16 protein-coding genes are annotated in these 14,263 nt (G+C 70.6%); 9 read left to right on the forward strand and 7 right to left on the reverse strand.

The genetic code is table 11. The features are described 5' to 3' along the window. Positions 1-64 precede the first annotated feature (64 nt). The 4 genes from nhaA to ADL12_RS55940 all read left to right on the forward strand — a co-directional run bounded on the left by nhaA (position 65) and on the right by ADL12_RS55940 (position 3,327). Complete coding sequence (nhaA, locus tag ADL12_RS01675; protein WP_062697645.1) at positions 65-1,504, forward strand: Na+/H+ antiporter NhaA; 1,440 nt, start codon at positions 65-67, stop codon at positions 1,502-1,504. 77 nt (positions 1,505-1,581) lie between these two features. Next, on the forward strand, positions 1,582-2,082 hold the full coding sequence (locus ADL12_RS01680) for a phage holin family protein (protein WP_062697647.1): 501 nt from the start codon (positions 1,582-1,584) through the stop codon (positions 2,080-2,082). Continuing rightward, complete coding sequence (locus ADL12_RS01685; RefSeq protein WP_062697649.1) at positions 2,079-3,017, forward strand: alpha/beta fold hydrolase; 939 nt, start codon at positions 2,079-2,081, stop codon at positions 3,015-3,017. The genes ADL12_RS01680 and ADL12_RS01685 overlap by 4 nt, the downstream gene beginning before the upstream one ends. Positions 3,018-3,144: 127 nt before the next feature. Then, positions 3,145-3,327, forward strand: coding sequence for a hypothetical protein (locus ADL12_RS55940; protein WP_079051790.1), 183 nt, complete (start codon positions 3,145-3,147; stop codon positions 3,325-3,327). Between the two features lie 52 nt (positions 3,328-3,379). Here ADL12_RS55940 and ADL12_RS01690 read toward each other — a convergent pair whose 3' ends face one another. The 3 genes from ADL12_RS01690 to nth all read right to left on the reverse strand — a co-directional run bounded on the left by ADL12_RS01690 (position 3,380) and on the right by nth (position 6,529). Continuing rightward, positions 3,380-4,579 carry a MarP family serine protease gene (locus tag ADL12_RS01690; protein WP_062697651.1) on the reverse strand — a complete coding sequence of 400 codons (1,200 nt, stop codon included), beginning with the start codon at positions 4,577-4,579 and terminating at the stop codon, positions 3,380-3,382. A gap of 98 nt (positions 4,580-4,677) precedes the next feature. Beyond that, positions 4,678-5,373 carry an NUDIX hydrolase gene (locus tag ADL12_RS01695; RefSeq protein WP_062697781.1) on the reverse strand — a complete coding sequence of 232 codons (696 nt, stop codon included), beginning with the start codon at positions 5,371-5,373 and terminating at the stop codon, positions 4,678-4,680. A gap of 106 nt (positions 5,374-5,479) precedes the next feature. Beyond that, positions 5,480-6,529 carry an endonuclease III gene (gene nth / locus ADL12_RS01700; protein ID WP_062697652.1) on the reverse strand — a complete coding sequence of 350 codons (1,050 nt, stop codon included), beginning with the start codon at positions 6,527-6,529 and terminating at the stop codon, positions 5,480-5,482. A gap of 339 nt (positions 6,530-6,868) precedes the next feature. Between nth and ADL12_RS01705 the strand changes: the two genes are divergently transcribed. From ADL12_RS01705 to ADL12_RS01715, 3 genes are all read left to right on the forward strand, one after another. After that, positions 6,869-7,543, forward strand: coding sequence for a Crp/Fnr family transcriptional regulator (locus tag ADL12_RS01705; protein ID WP_030943409.1), 675 nt, complete (start codon positions 6,869-6,871; stop codon positions 7,541-7,543). 140 nt (positions 7,544-7,683) lie between these two features. Then, entirely contained in the window at positions 7,684-8,550 is an 867-nt protein-coding gene (locus tag ADL12_RS01710; protein ID WP_062697655.1) for an NUDIX hydrolase, read from the forward strand. Between the two features lie 67 nt (positions 8,551-8,617). After that, the gene (locus ADL12_RS01715; RefSeq protein WP_062697657.1) at positions 8,618-9,448 is read left to right on the forward strand and encodes an MBL fold metallo-hydrolase; all 831 of its coding nucleotides are present in this window, start codon (positions 8,618-8,620) and stop codon (positions 9,446-9,448) included. Positions 9,449-9,455: 7 nt separating this feature from the next. On the opposite strand, the gene ADL12_RS01720 is transcribed toward ADL12_RS01715, so the two are convergent. The 3 genes from ADL12_RS01720 to sp36 form a co-directional block, all read right to left on the reverse strand. Then, complete coding sequence (locus ADL12_RS01720; RefSeq protein ID WP_062697659.1) at positions 9,456-10,283, reverse strand: nucleotidyltransferase domain-containing protein; 828 nt, start codon at positions 10,281-10,283, stop codon at positions 9,456-9,458. A gap of 79 nt (positions 10,284-10,362) precedes the next feature. Further along, on the reverse strand, positions 10,363-10,830 hold the full coding sequence (locus ADL12_RS01725) for a RidA family protein (protein ID WP_062697661.1): 468 nt from the start codon (positions 10,828-10,830) through the stop codon (positions 10,363-10,365). Beyond that, positions 10,827-10,988, reverse strand: a complete 162-nt coding sequence (gene sp36 / locus ADL12_RS52305; RefSeq protein WP_003975360.1) for a Sp36 family protein — start codon at positions 10,986-10,988, stop codon at positions 10,827-10,829. The genes ADL12_RS01725 and sp36 overlap by 4 nt, the downstream gene beginning before the upstream one ends. Positions 10,989-11,094: 106 nt before the next feature. On the opposite strand from sp36, the gene bagA reads away from it, so the two are divergent. Both bagA and bagB read left to right on the forward strand, forming a co-directional pair. Next, a complete protein-coding gene (gene bagA, locus ADL12_RS01730; RefSeq protein ID WP_062697663.1) occupies positions 11,095-12,072 on the forward strand; it encodes an ATPase BagA in 978 nt (325 codons plus the stop codon). 109 nt (positions 12,073-12,181) lie between these two features. Next, positions 12,182-13,633 (forward strand): ATPase BagB, encoded by a 1,452-nt coding sequence (gene bagB, locus ADL12_RS01735; protein WP_062697665.1) that lies wholly within the window; start codon positions 12,182-12,184, stop codon positions 13,631-13,633. Between the two features lie 69 nt (positions 13,634-13,702). Here bagB and wblA read toward each other — a convergent pair whose 3' ends face one another. Then, on the reverse strand, positions 13,703-14,041 hold the full coding sequence (wblA, locus tag ADL12_RS01740) for a transcriptional regulator WblA (RefSeq protein WP_062697668.1): 339 nt from the start codon (positions 14,039-14,041) through the stop codon (positions 13,703-13,705). Positions 14,042-14,263 lie beyond the last annotated feature (222 nt).

Below are 14,263 nucleotides of genomic sequence, written 5' to 3' on the forward strand. Positions count from 1 at the left end.
TGAGGTGCGCCGGGAAGTCTGGTCGGCATGTGCTTTGTCCTGCCCACCGACCGGAGGTCTCCCCGTGGCCGCGCCCCCCACCACCGCCCCCGCCCGCAAGGCCTTCGGACGACTGTCCCTCCCCGAGCGGAACTTCGTCGCGGAGGCGCTGCGCACCGAGACCGTCGGTGGCGTGCTGCTACTCATCGCCACGATCACCGCGCTGATCTGGGCGAACGTGCCCGCACTGCACGACAGCTACGAGAGCGTCGGCCACTTCCACCTCGGCCCCGAGGCCCTCGGCCTGAACCTGTCCATCGAGCACTGGGCCGCCGACGGACTCCTCGCGATCTTCTTCTTCGTCGCCGGGATCGAGCTCAAGCGTGAGCTGGTCGCCGGCGATCTCAGGGACCCCAAGGCGGCGGTACTGCCGGTCGTCGCCGCGCTGTGCGGGATGGCGGTGCCCGCGCTCGTCTACACGCTGACCGCCGTGACCGGGGGCGGTGCGTCGACGGGCTGGGCGGTCCCGACCGCCACCGACATCGCCTTCGCGCTCGCCGTGCTCGCCGTCATCGGCACCTCCCTGCCGAGCGCGCTGCGCGCCTTCCTGCTCACGCTCGCCGTCGTCGACGACCTGTTCGCGATCCTGATCATCGCGATCTTCTTCACCGACCGGATCAACTTCGCCGCACTCGGCGGCGCCGTCGTCGGCCTCGCCGTCTTCTGGCTGCTGCTGAGGAAGGGCGTACGCGGGTGGTACCTGTACCTCCCGCTCGCCCTCGTCATCTGGGGGCTGATGTACAACAGCGGCATCCACGCCACCATCGCCGGCGTGGCGATGGGCCTGATGCTGCGCTGCACGCGGCACGAGGACGAGGCGCACTCCCCCGGTGAGCACATCGAGCATCTCGTACGGCCCCTCTCGGCGGGCCTGGCCGTGCCGCTGTTCGCGCTGTTCAGCGCTGGTGTGACCATCTCCGGCGGCGCGCTCGGCGATGTGTTCGCCCGGCCGGAGACGCTCGGTGTCGTCCTCGGGCTCGTCGTCGGCAAGACGATCGGCATCTTCGGCGGTACGTGGCTGACGGCACGTTTCACCAGGGCCTCGCTCAGTGACGACCTGGAGTGGGCGGACGTGTTCGCCGTCGCGACCCTCGCCGGCATCGGCTTCACCGTCTCGCTGCTCATCGGCGAGCTCGCCTTCGAGGGCGACGCCACACTGACGGACGAGGTCAAGGCCGCCGTACTGATCGGGTCCCTCATCGCGGCGGTCCTGGCGTCGGTGCTGCTGAAGATACGTAACGCCAAGTACCGCCGGATGTGCGAGGAAGAGGAACGCGACGAGGACGCCGACGGCATTCCGGACATCTACGAGGAGGACCAGCCGGAGTACCACCTGCGGATGGCCGCCATCCACGAGCGCAAGGCCGCCGAGCACCGCCGTATCGCCGAGGAGAAGGCCGCCGCGCGCAACGCGCTTGCCGAAGTGGCGGGCGGGGCAGGCGAGGAGGAGCACCGTCGGGCATGATCTGACGGGACGGTACAAAAGACGGAACCGTACGCAGTCAGGCAGAAGACGGAACCGTAACCACGAGGGAGACCGCGATGAGCGCACCCGACGGCAGCCCGGTCGGCGCCGAACGCAGCATCGGCCAACTGTTCGCCTCGGCGACGACCGAGATGTCGGCGCTGGTGCACGACGAGATCGCACTGGCGAAAGCGCAGCTCAAGCAGGACGTCAAGCGCGGCGCGATCAGCGGCGGCGTGTTCATGGTGGCCGGTGCGGTGCTGGTCTTCTCCCTGCCGATGCTGAACTTCGCGCTGGCGTACGGCATTCGGACCTGGAGCGACTGGAACCTCGCGCTCTGCTTCCTGCTGTCCTTCCTGGCGAACTGCATCGTCGCCGGCGTACTCGGGCTGATCGGCGCCGTCTTCGCGAAGAAGGCCAAGAGGAGCAAGGGCCCGCAGAAGGTCGCCGCGTCGGTGAAGGAGACGGCGGGCGTCCTGCAGAAGGCCAAGCCCCATCCGCGCCCGGCGCCCGCCGCACCGGAGCTGGAGGACCGGGCACCCGCGGCCATCGAGGCTGTGGCACGCTCGTCGTCATGACGGATCCCGCCGCCCCTTCGGCGCAACCTGGCTCAGTCGTACGACTGGACGGTCCCTGGACACACAGGGACGTGGCCGCCAATGGTGCGCGCTTCCACATCGCGGAGATGGGCGACGGCCCGCTGGTGCTGCTGCTGCACGGCTTCCCGCAGTTCTGGTGGACCTGGCGGCACCAGCTCGTCGCCCTCTCCGACGCGGGCTTCCGGGCCGTCGCGATGGACCTCAGGGGCGTCGGCGGCAGCGACCGTACGCCACGCGGTTACGACCCGGCCAACCTCGCCCTCGACATCACCGGCGTGATCCGCTCGCTGGGCGAGCCCGACGCCGCGCTGGTCGGCCACGACCTGGGCGGATATCTGGCATGGACGGCGGCCGTGATGCGCCCCAAGCTCGTCCGGCGGCTCGCGGTCGCGTCCATGCCGCACCCCCGGCGCTGGCGCTCGGCGATGCTCTCGGACGTCAAGCAGACGAGTGCGAGCTCCTACATCTGGGGGTTTCAGCGGCCGTGGATTCCCGAGCGGCAGCTGACGGCCGACGACGGGGCGCTCGTCGCCCGGCTGGTCCGGGACTGGTCGGGCCCGCGCCTGCCGGACGACGACGCGGTGGAGACGTACCGCCGCGCGATCTGCATCCCGTCGACGGCGCACTGCTCCATCGAGCCGTACCGCTGGATGGTGCGCTCGCTGGCCCGTCCCGACGGCATCCAGTTCAACCGGCGCATGAAGCGGCCGGTGCGCGTCCCGACCTTGCATCTGCACGGCTCGCTCGATCCCGTCATGCGCACGCGCAGCGCGGCCGGTTCGGGTGAGTACGTCGAAGCGCCGTACCGTTGGCGGCTGTTCGACGGGCTCGGGCACTTCCCTCACGAGGAAGACCCGGTCGCCTTCTCGACCGAACTGATCAACTGGCTGAAAGACCCCGAACCCGATCGGTGACCGCGCCGATGCGCCCGGTATCCGGAACTGAACACGTGTCCTACGAACAGCCAATTGCCCGGCGCATAGGCCAATTGGGGGCTCTGGGGGCGGTTATCGACCTTGGGGCAGGGGCAGACGTCGGGGTATGGGCTGGACGCACGACTACAGTGACGCAGCACGCAATCGCCGCTCGGCCGGTGGGCTGAGCTCTCACCAGCGAGGCAGCGCCCCGCAGATGCCGGGCTCGGACCCGAGGGTGGGCATTCCGCGCATCCTGCGCCGCCGGGCCCGCTGGGTCTCGGTGCGCCTGCGCCACCCGCGCGGCTGACCCAGGCCCGGTCGTTTGGATCATCCCGGGGTCGTTGGGCCTGGCCCGACCGTCAGAGCGCGCAGCTGTCGCTGTCCACCTGCTGGTTGGCGGTACGGCCCTTGACGATGTCCTCCTGGATCTCGTCCGCGGTGAGCGCGTAGCCGGTGTCGGCGTCGTCGAGGGACTTGGCGAAGACCACGCCGTACACCTTGCCCTCGGGCGTGAGCAGCGGGCCACCGGAGTTGCCCTGGCGGACGGTCGCGTACAGCGAGTAGACATCACGGCTCACGGTGCCGCGGTGATAGATGTCGGCACCGTTGGCCGGCAGGCGCCCGCGCACACGCGCGGCCCGCACGTCGTACGACCCGTTCTCCGGGAAGCCCGCGATGATCGCGCTGTCGCCGCTCTCGGCGTCGGTGGCCGTGAACTGCAGCACGGGCGCCTTCATGTCCGGCACGTCGAGTACGGCAATGTCGCGCTCCCAGTCATAGAGGACGACCGTCGCGTCGTACCTCTTGCCCTCGCCGCCTATCTGGACGGTGGGTTCGTCGACGCCGCCGACCACATGCGCGTTGGTCATGACGCGGCGGTCCGCGAAGACGAAGCCGGTGCCCTCCAGGACCTTGCCGCAACTCGTCGCCGTGCCCATGACCTTGACGATGGAACGCTGGGCGCGGGTGGCCACCGGGCTCTTGGCCAGGGCCGGGTCGGGCGGCGCGACCTCCTTGATCGGCTCGTTGGCGAACGGGCTGAAGACCTGCGGGAAGCCGTTCTGCGCGAGGACCGAGGTGTAGTCCTTGAACCAGGTGTCGGCCTGGTCGGGCAGCGCCTCGGACACGCCCAGCAGCACCTTGGAGCTGCGGACCTCCTTACCCATCCCCGGCATTGTGGTCTGCCCGAGAGCGGAGCCGATCAGCCAGGCCACCAGGAGCATGGCGACGACGTTGACGAGGGCGCCGCCGGTCGCGTCCAGGGCACGGGCCGGGGACCAAGTGATGTAACGGCGCAGCTTGTTGCCGAGGTGGGTGGTCAGGGCCTGGCCGACGGAGGCGCAGATGATGACGACGACGACCGCGACGACGGCGGCGGTCGTGCTCACCTGCGCGTGGTTGGTCAGCGCGTTCCAGATGACCGGAAGGAGGTACACGGCCACGAGGCCGCCGCCGAGGAAACCGATCACCGAGAGGATGCCGACGACGAAGCCCTGGCGATAGCCCACGATCGCGAACCACAGGGCGGCGACCAGCAACAGGATGTCCACCACGTTCACTGTTTCAGGCCTCGCCTCGTCACTTTCCGATCACCACAGGACGGCCGGGGGACCGAGGTCAGGGGTGCCCCGGGCAACACAGCACGGCAGACACCCTGTCATGACCGCCAGTCGAGCGGGACCTGCTTGTCCCGGTCCCAGGGCCGCTCCCAGCCCGAGAAATGGAGCAGACGGTCGATGATTCCGGCCGTGAAGCCCCAGACCAGGGCCGATTCGACCAGAAATGCCGGGCCTCGGTGGCCGCTGGGGTGGACGGTCGTGGCGCGGTTGTCCGGATTCGTGAGATCCGCCACGGGCACGGTGAAGACACGAGCCGTCTCGTTCGGATCGACGACGTCGACCGGGCTCGGCTCGCGCCACCAGCCCAGCACGGGCGTGACGACGAAGCCGCTGACCGGGATGTACAGCTTGGGCAGCGCGCCGAAGAGCTGGACGCCGCCCGGATCGAGCCCGGTCTCCTCCTCGGCCTCGCGCAGAGCGGCCCGCAGCGGCCCGTCGGCCTTCGGGTCCCCGTCCTCGGCGTCGAGGGCGCCGCCCGGGAATGAGGGCTGGCCGGCATGCGAACGCAGTGAGCTGGCCCGCTCCATGAGCAGCAGCTCGGGCCCGTGCTCGCCCTCGCCGAAGAGGATCAGTACGGCGGACTGGCGTCCCGCGCCGCTCTTCGGCGGCAGGAAGCGGCTCAGCTGCAACGGCTCGACCGTCTCGACGACCCGCACCACCGGATCCAGCCAGGCCGGCAGCCCGTCCTTGCTGAGCACCACCGGCCCGTCCTGCGTACCGCTCGCGCGCGTCATCGCCACCCCCGTCGTCCTGCCGATTCCAACGCCCGACGGCACCTGGATCGTTCCGCCCCGGCCGGACGGCCACGTGGCGGCGCCCCGACCGCTCCGATTCCCCCCGTCATCCGGCCCCCAGCGGCGGGGCCGCCTTGCCGCCCGCGTCCAAATAGGACTGCGGAGGCTTGAGGCGCTGGCCGGGGAAGCCGCCCTTCTCGTACTTGAGGAGCTTCTTCGCCTTCTCCGGGTCCGTCTCGCCCTCGCCGTACGCCGGGCAGAGCGGCGCGATGGGGCAGGCGCCGCACGCGGGCTTGCGGGCGTGGCAGATACGGCGGCCGTGCCAGATCACGTGGTGCGAGAGGTCCGTCCAGTCGCTCTTGGGGAACAGCGTGCCGATCTCGGCCTCGATCTTGTCCGGGTCGGTCTGCTCGGTCCACTGCCAGCGCCGCACCAGCCGCTGGAAGTGCGTGTCCACGGTGATGCCGGGGTGACCGAAGGCGTTGCCGAGCACGACGAAGGCCGTCTTGCGGCCGACGCCGGGGAGCTTGACCAGGTCCTCGAGCCGGCCCGGGACCTCACCACCGTGGTTCTCCACCAGCGCCTTCGACAGGCCCATGACCGACTTGGTCTTGGCCCGGAAGAACCCGCACGGGCGGAGGATCTCCTCGACCTCCTCGGGGTTGGCGGCGGCCAGGTCCTCGGGGGTGGGGTACTGGGTGAAGAGCGCGGGAGTCGTCTGGTTGACGCGCAGGTCGGTGGTCTGGGCGGACAGGACCGTGGCGACCAGGAGCTGGAAGGGGTTGTCGAAGTCCAGCTCGGGGTGGGCGTACGGGTAGACCTCGGCGAGCTCGCGGTTGATACGGCGGGCTCGGCGCACGAGGGCGGTGCGGGACTCGGCCGCGAGGGGCTTCGGAGTGACGGTTTTGACGGGTGAGGCACCCTTTACCGCGGCGGTGGCCTTCGCGGGGGCGATGACGGGTTTCTTGGTGATCGCCTTCTTTGTGGTCACCTTTTTCCCCGTGGCCGTCGCCGTCTTCTTCGCAGGCACGGCCTTCTTCGCAGGCGTGGCCCTCTTCGTGGTCGCAGTCTTCTTCGCCGTCGCCTTCTTCGCAGGCGTGGCCTTCCTCGCGGCCGCCGGCTTCTTCACCGCCGCTTTCTCGCCACTTGCCGCCATCTCGCCCGGCGCCCCTGTCGCCGCTTTTGCCGGTTTCCTTCCGCCGCTGGGGCCCTGTTCGCCCACAGCGGAATCACGACGTACAACCACCCGCCCAGCCCCCTTGGCCTGTGCTCTCACCGGCGATTTGGACACCCGGCCAGCCTAAAGCCCGGCACCGACATCCGCCCCGGACCCCGAAGATCGGCCCCCAATTGGACCCCTGCCGCTTACCTCGGGACACCAGTGCGGCATCCTTGTGACAGATCACACTGTTTGGACCGTCCGGCAAAATGGGGAGCACGGTTCCCTGGTACGCGGGGGAGCCATCCCCTGAGCAGGTCGACAAGGAGAGAACTCGTGGACGACGTTCTGCGGCGCAACCCGCTCTTCGCGGCGCTCGATGACGAGCAGTCCGCGGAGCTCCGCGCCTCCATGAGTGAGGTGACCCTCGCACGCGGTGACTCCCTTTTCCACGAGGGCGACCCCGGTGACCGGCTCTACGTCGTCACCGAGGGCAAGGTGAAGCTCCACCGCACCTCACCCGACGGCCGCGAGAACATGCTGGCCGTCGTCGGTCCCGGCGAGCTCATCGGCGAGCTGTCCCTCTTCGACCCGGGCCCGCGTACGGCGACCGCGACCGCGCTGACCGAGGTCAAGCTGCTGGGCCTGGGCCACGGCGACCTGCAGCCCTGGCTGAACGTCCGCCCCGAGGTGGCGACCGCCCTGCTGCGCGCCGTCGCGCGCCGTCTGCGCCGCACCAACGACGCGATGTCCGACCTCGTCTTCTCGGACGTCCCCGGCCGCGTGGCCCGCGCGCTCCTCGACCTCTCCCGCCGCTTCGGCGTGCAGTCCGAGGAGGGCATCCACGTCGTCCACGACCTCACCCAGGAGGAGCTGGCCCAGCTGGTCGGCGCATCCCGCGAGACGGTCAACAAGGCGCTGGCTGACTTCGCGCAGCGTGGGTGGCTCCGCCTGGAGGCGCGTGCGGTGATCCTGCTGGACGTGGAGCGGCTGGCCAAGCGGTCGCGCTAGGCGCTTCCAGCCACGCGTCCGGCCACGTCCGGTAGCGCGTCCAGTCATACGACGCCGGGGTCCCGTCTCATTGCGAGGCGGGACCCCGCCGCATTCGGCCACCCCTCGAACATCCGCCTACCAGGAGATAGCCTCCGCCCATGGCTAACGGGCAGTGGTACCCACCGGAGTGGCCGGACCGTATCCGTGCGCTCGCGGAAGGACGCCTGACCCCTGTCGTCCCGAAGCGTGCCGCCACCGTCATGCTGCTCAGGGACACCGACGCCGGGCCGGCCGTGCACATGCTGCGCCGCCGCGCCTCCATGGCCTTCGCCGGCGGGGCGTACGCCTACCCGGGCGGCGGCGTCGATCCCCGCGACGAGCATCGGATCCGTTGGGCGGGCCCCACGCGCGCGTGGTGGGCACGCAGGCTCGGCGTCGACGAGGCGGCGGCGCAGGCGGTCGTCTGTGCGGCCGTGCGGGAGACGTACGAGGAGGCGGGTGTCCTGCTCGCCGGGCCCACCGACGATTCCGTCGTCGGCGACACCACCGGCGAGGGCTGGGAGGCCGACCGTGCTGCCCTGGTCGCCCGGGACCTGTCGTTCGCCGAGTTCCTGGACCGTCGGGGACTGGCCCTGCGCTCGGACCTCCTGGGCGCCTGGACCCGGTGGATCACCCCGGAGTTCGAGCCCCGCCGCTACGACACCTGGTTCTTCGTCGCCGCCCTCCCCCAGGGCCAGCGCACCCGCAACGCCTCCACGGAGGCCGACCGTACGGTGTGGATCCGGCCCGCCGACGCCGCCGCCTCGTACGACAAGGGCGAGCTGCTGATGATGCCGCCCACCATCGCGACACTGCGCCAGCTGACCCCGTACGACAGCGCCGCCCATGCCCTCGCCGCCGCCCCCGACCGGGATCTGACCGCCGTACTGGCACAGGCCCGCCTCGATGACGGCGAGATCGTGCTCTCCTGGCCGGGCCACGACGAGTTCACCAAGCACATCCCGGCCGGCGGAGCTCCCGCATGACCTTGCCCGCAGTCCCCACAGTCCCCACAGTCCCCGCAATGCCCGCAGCCCTGGAAGGCCCCTTCGCATGACGGACGCAGCAGCCCTCCCCGGCCAGCCGCGAGGCGGGGTCCTCTCCGGCCCCGCCACCCCCCGCGCCGTCAACGTCCTCGCGCCCAACGCCTCCGCGATGACCCTGGACGGCACCAACACCTGGATCCTCTGCGAGCCGGACTCCGACCTGGCCGTCGTCGTCGACCCGGGCCCACTGGACGAGGGACACCTGCGCAACGTCGTCGACACGGCCGAGAAGGCCGGCAAGCGCATCGCCCTGACCCTGCTCACCCACGGCCACCCGGACCACGCCGAGGGCGCCGTCCGCTTCGCCGAGCTGACCGGCACGCGCGTGCGTGCCCTCGACCCGGCGCTGCGGCTCGGCGACGAGGGGCTGGGCGCCGGGGACGTGGTCCGCGTCGGCGGGCTGGAGCTGCGGGTCGTTCCGACGCCCGGACACACCGCCGACTCCCTCTCCTTCCACCTCCCGGCCGACCGCGCCGTGCTGACCGGCGACACGATCCTGGGCCGCGGTACGACGGTCGTGGCGCACCCCGACGGCCGCCTGGGCGACTACCTGGACTCGCTGCGGCGGCTCAGATCCCTCACGGTCGACGACGGGGTACACACCGTCCTCCCCGGCCACGGGCCGGTCCTGGAGGACGCCCAGGGCGCCGTCGAGTTCTACCTCGCCCACCGCGCCCACCGCCTCGCCCAGGTCGAGACGGCCGTCGAGGACGGCTACGGCACACCGGCCGAGGTCGTCGCCCACGTGTACGCGGACGTGGACCGCTCCTTGTGGCCGGCCGCCGAGTTGTCGGTGCGGGCGCAGATGGACTACCTGGAGGAGCACGGCCTCATCTAGCGCGTGACTATGCCTCCTGAGGCCGCGGCGCTTTGACGCCGTGCACGCGCGCGTACTCGTCCACGAGCCACGGCGCGAGGTCCTCGACGTACGACCGGAGGACGCCCGCGTCGCCCGTCGGCTCGTACCCGAGCCCGGCCGCCGTCCCCATCTGCTCGGCGCGCGCCGGGTAGTACGACCCGAAGGCCTCCGCCATCTCCCGCAGATCGCTGGTCCATCCGCCCCAGCGAGGCATGACGAGCGTGAACCCGGTGCGCACGAGATGCCGGGACATGAACCGCACGAGCGGCCGCCGGGCCTCCTCGCTGTCGTCGGCGCCGGCGATCCGCTCCCGCCAGCGGGGCAGCAGCAGGCCGAGGTCACCGTTGGTCTCCCGCGCGAGCAGCGCGTCGGGCCGGTAGCGCGGCAGATATGCGGCGAGATCGTCCCCCAGCAGGGGCGTACAGAGGCAGGCGACGAACCATCCGAGGTCGTATGTCTCCAGGTCGCTCAGCAGCCGCCCGCGGCTGTACAGCAGCGTCCCGGCCCCGTCGATCTGCGCGAACTCCTTGTCCAGGCCCTCGCCGAGCACACGCGCGTCCGCCCGGTCCGCCTCGGTCGGTTCCTCACTCAGGGCGACCAGCAGATCCAGGTCGCTACGCCCCACGCGCGCGGTGCCGCGCGGAATCGAGCCGTAGAGGTAGGCGCTGTGCATCCGCGCCCCGAACACATCCAGCAGACGGTCGCGCGCGGTGGCGACGACCGGCCGGAAGTCGTGGGTGATGCGCGCGAGGGAGCCTTCGCGCGCGATGTACCCCTGAGCGTCGAGCCCTCTGCGGACAGCGATTTCGGCCATGGGGCCACTGTGCCCTGCCGGGAGGTGGAGGGGCGGCTCATTTTTACGGCCGGGATACGCCGCCCCCACCACCCAAGGCCTACGCCTCCGTCAGCTCCACCTGGACCTCGACCTCCACCGGCGCGTCCAGCGGAAGCACCGCCACGCCCACCGCGCTGCGCGCGTGGACGCCCTTGTCGCCGAGGACCTCGCCCAGGAGTTCGCTGGCGCCGTTGAGGACGGCCGGCTGGCCGGTGAAGTCCGGGGCCGAGGCCACGAAGCCCACCACCTTCACCACACGCGCGATGCGGTCCAGGTCGCCCGCGACGGACTTGACGGCGGCCAGAGCGTTCAGCGCGCATGTACGCGCCAGCTCCTTGGCCTCCTCCGGCGTCACCTCCGCGCCCACCTTGCCGGTGACCGGAAGCTTCCCCTCCACCATGGGGAGCTGGCCGGCGGTGTAGATGTACACGCCCGACTGCACGGCCGGCTGGTACGCGGCCAGCGGAGGCACGACCTCCGGGAGCATCAGGCCCAGCTCGGCGAGCCTCGCCTCGACCGCGCTCACGCCTGCTTCTCCCGCTTCAGGTAGGCCACGAGCTGCTCGGGGTTGTTCGGCCCGGGCACGACCTGGACGAGCTCCCAGCCGTCCTCGCCCCAGGTGTCCAGAATCTGCTTCGTGGCATGGACGAGCAGCGGCACGGTTGCGTATTCCCACTTGGTCATGTGGCCGACTTTATCCGCTGCCCGGTGAAGGCCATGCGGCCGACCGCCGTCGAGTTGTCCACAGGCTGTCGCGTAGTCGGCGCGCCGACTGGTTAGGCTCGAAGGTGTGAGCAGGCTCCAGGTCGTCAGCGGCAAGGGCGGGACCGGAAAGACCACGGTCGCCGCCGCGCTCGCGCTTGCTCTCGCCACCGAGGGGAAGCGGACGCTTCTCGTCGAGGTCGAGGGCAGGCAGGGCATCGCGCAGCTCTTCGAGACAGAGGCGCTGCCCTATGAGGAGCGGAAGATCGCCGTCGCTCCAGGGGGCGGGGAGGTGTATGCCCTCGCCATCGACCCCGAACTGGCCCTTCTGGACTACCTCCAGATGTTCTACAAGATGGGCGGCGCCGGCCGGGCCCTGAAGAAGCTCGGCGCCATCGACTTCGCCACCACCATCGCACCGGGCCTCAGAGACGTACTGCTGACCGGCAAGGCGTGTGAGGCCGTGCGGCGGAAGGACAAGAGCGGGCGGTTCGTCTACGACTACGTCGTGATGGACGCGCCCCCCACGGGGCGCATCACCCGCTTCCTGAACGTCAACGACGAGGTGGCGGGGCTCGCCAGGATCGGGCCGATACACAATCAGGCGCAGGCCGTGATGCGGGTGCTGAAGTCGGCGGAGACGGCCGTGCACATGGTGACGCTGCTGGAGGAGATGCCCGTCCAGGAGACCGCGGACGGGATCGCCGAGCTGCGGGCGGCGCGGCTGCCGGTGGGGCGGATCATCGTGAACATGGTGCGGCCCGAGGTGTTGGACGCGGCCGACCTGGAACTCGTACGCAGTGTGCCGCGTGCCGCCGTGGCCAAGTCGCTGTCCTCGGCCGGGCTCGGCGGGGCGCGGCGCGGCGGGAACGCCGAGCGGCTGGTGGACCCGCTGCTGGCGCAGGCCGACGAGTACGCCGAGCGGCACGCGCTGGAGCACGAACAGCGGGCGGTCCTGGACGAGTTGGGGCTGCCGGTGCACGAACTGCCCCTGCTGGCCGAGGGCATGGACCTGGCGGGCCTGTACGAACTCGCGGGCGAGCTGCGGGAACAGGGCCTGTCATGAGTCCGTTCTCATGGCAGGAGCAGTGCGCGGCACGCCGGGAGCTGCCCGTCGTACGGCGGGACCGGCGTGCCGTACGTCAAGAGCGTCAGCGTCGGAAGCAGGGGATGTCATGAGTCGTCCGGAAGCCGCCCACGCGCACGACGCCGCACGCCAGCATCCCCCTCACCTCTCCCCCGCGCGCGTGCTCGACCTGGATCCGCTGCTCGACGACCCGAGCACCCGCATCGTGGTGTGCTGCGGCGCGGGCGGCGTCGGCAAGACCACGACCGCGGCGGCGCTGGGCCTGCGGGCCGCCGAGCGCGGGCGCAAGGTGGTCGTGCTGACCATCGACCCGGCCCGCCGGCTCGCCCAGTCCATGGGCATCGACTCGCTGGACAACACCCCGCGCCGGGTGAAGGGCGTCGAGGATCACTCAGGGGCATCGCGCAGCGATTCGGTTGAGGGTGGTGGTGGGCGACGGGCGGGCGGCGAGCTGCACGCGATGATGCTCGACATGAAGCGCACCTTCGACGAGATCGTCGAGGCGCACGCGGACCCCGAGCGGGCGTCCGCCATCCTGGGCAACCCCTTCTACCAGTCGCTCTCGGCGGGCTTCGCGGGCACGCAGGAGTACATGGCGATGGAGAAGCTGGGACAGCTGCGGGCGAAGGACGAGTGGGATCTCATCGTCGTGGACACGCCGCCGTCCCGCTCCGCGCTGGACTTCCTGGACGCACCCAAGCGGCTCGGCTCGTTCCTCGACGGCAAGCTGATCCGGGTCCTGCTGGCCCCGGCGAAGGTCGGCGGGCGCGCCGGGATGAAGTTCCTGAACGTCGGCATGTCGATGATGACGGGGGCGCTCGGCAAGCTGCTCGGCGGGCAGTTGCTGAAGGACGTGCAGACCTTCGTGGCCGCGATGGACTCGATGTTCGGGGGTTTCCGTACGCGCGCGGACGCGACGTACAAGCTGCTGCAGGCGCCCGGGACGGCGTTCCTGGTGGTGGCCGCGCCGGAGCGGGACGCGCTGCGCGAGGCCGCCTACTTCGTGGAGCGGCTGGCCGCCGAGGACATGCCGCTCGCCGGTCTGGTGCTCAACCGGGTCCACGGCAGCGGCGCCGACCGGCTGTCCGCCGAGCGGGCGCTCGCCGCCGCGGAAAATCTTGAAGAGCCTCGCATTGTGGATCAGGAGGGCGGGAAAGCTGGACTTCGTAACTCCCCCGACACGTACGACAGTTCAGAATCGGCCGCTTCCGAGGCACCGGCTCCTGACGCAGGCTCCCCCGCCGTCACGGACATGGAGCACACCGCAGCCACGGACGAGCCACAGCCCGCCACCCCGCATCTTGAGCGGTCCGTAGACCAGCTCACGGCAGGCCTGTTGAGGCTGCACTCCGAGCGGATGCAGTTGCTCTCACGCGAGCAGCGCACGCGTGACCGCTTCACCGCGCTCCACCCCGAGGTGGCGGTGGCCGAAGTGGCCGCGCTGCCCGGTGATGTGCATGACCTCGCGGGACTGCGGGACATCGGAAACCGGCTCGCGGCCAATCGGCCGGAGCTGCCTGATCCCGCGGTCGGCGCCTGAGGGAGTCCTCTCGAGCCGGCCCGGGGGCAGACCCTGTCCGCAGTGTGCGGAGAGACCTCGTGGGCCCCCTCAGCTCACCGCCGCGTAGTTCTCGTACACCTCGTCGTCGTCGAGCGGCAGGATGCCCGCCCCGCGCTCGTACTCCGTACGTGCCGTCTCCAGCAGCCGGCGCCACGAGGTCACGGTCGGCCGCCTGCGCAGCAGTGCGCGGCGCTCCCGCTCCGTCATGCCTCCCCACACGCCGAACTCGACGCGGTTGTCGAGCGCGTCGGCCAGGCACTCCGTGCGCACCGGGCATCCGGTGCACACCGCCTTGGCCCTGTTCTGCGCTGCTCCCTGAACGAACAGTTCATCCGGATCGGTAGTGCGGCAGGCCGCCTGCGCACTCCAGTCGACTACCCAGCCCATACCGGCGCCGTCCTCTCCCGAATCGAGGCTCCCCCACGGCGGCAGCGGCATATTCACCGCCGCCAGTTGAGGACGTTACGGAAGGTGGGCACAGCGCAACACCCCCTTCGGGCCCAATCTTGAATGGCCCGAACGGACTATGCGTAAGCGGCAGATCACCCGGGGGAGTGAGCTGGCGACATGCGTGACTTTCCCGGCAAACCGGGACAGTTCAGTTGAGTC

This window comes from Streptomyces regalis (assembly GCF_001509475.1).
GTDB classification, from domain to species: Bacteria; Actinomycetota; Actinomycetes; order Streptomycetales; family Streptomycetaceae; genus Streptomyces; species Streptomyces regalis.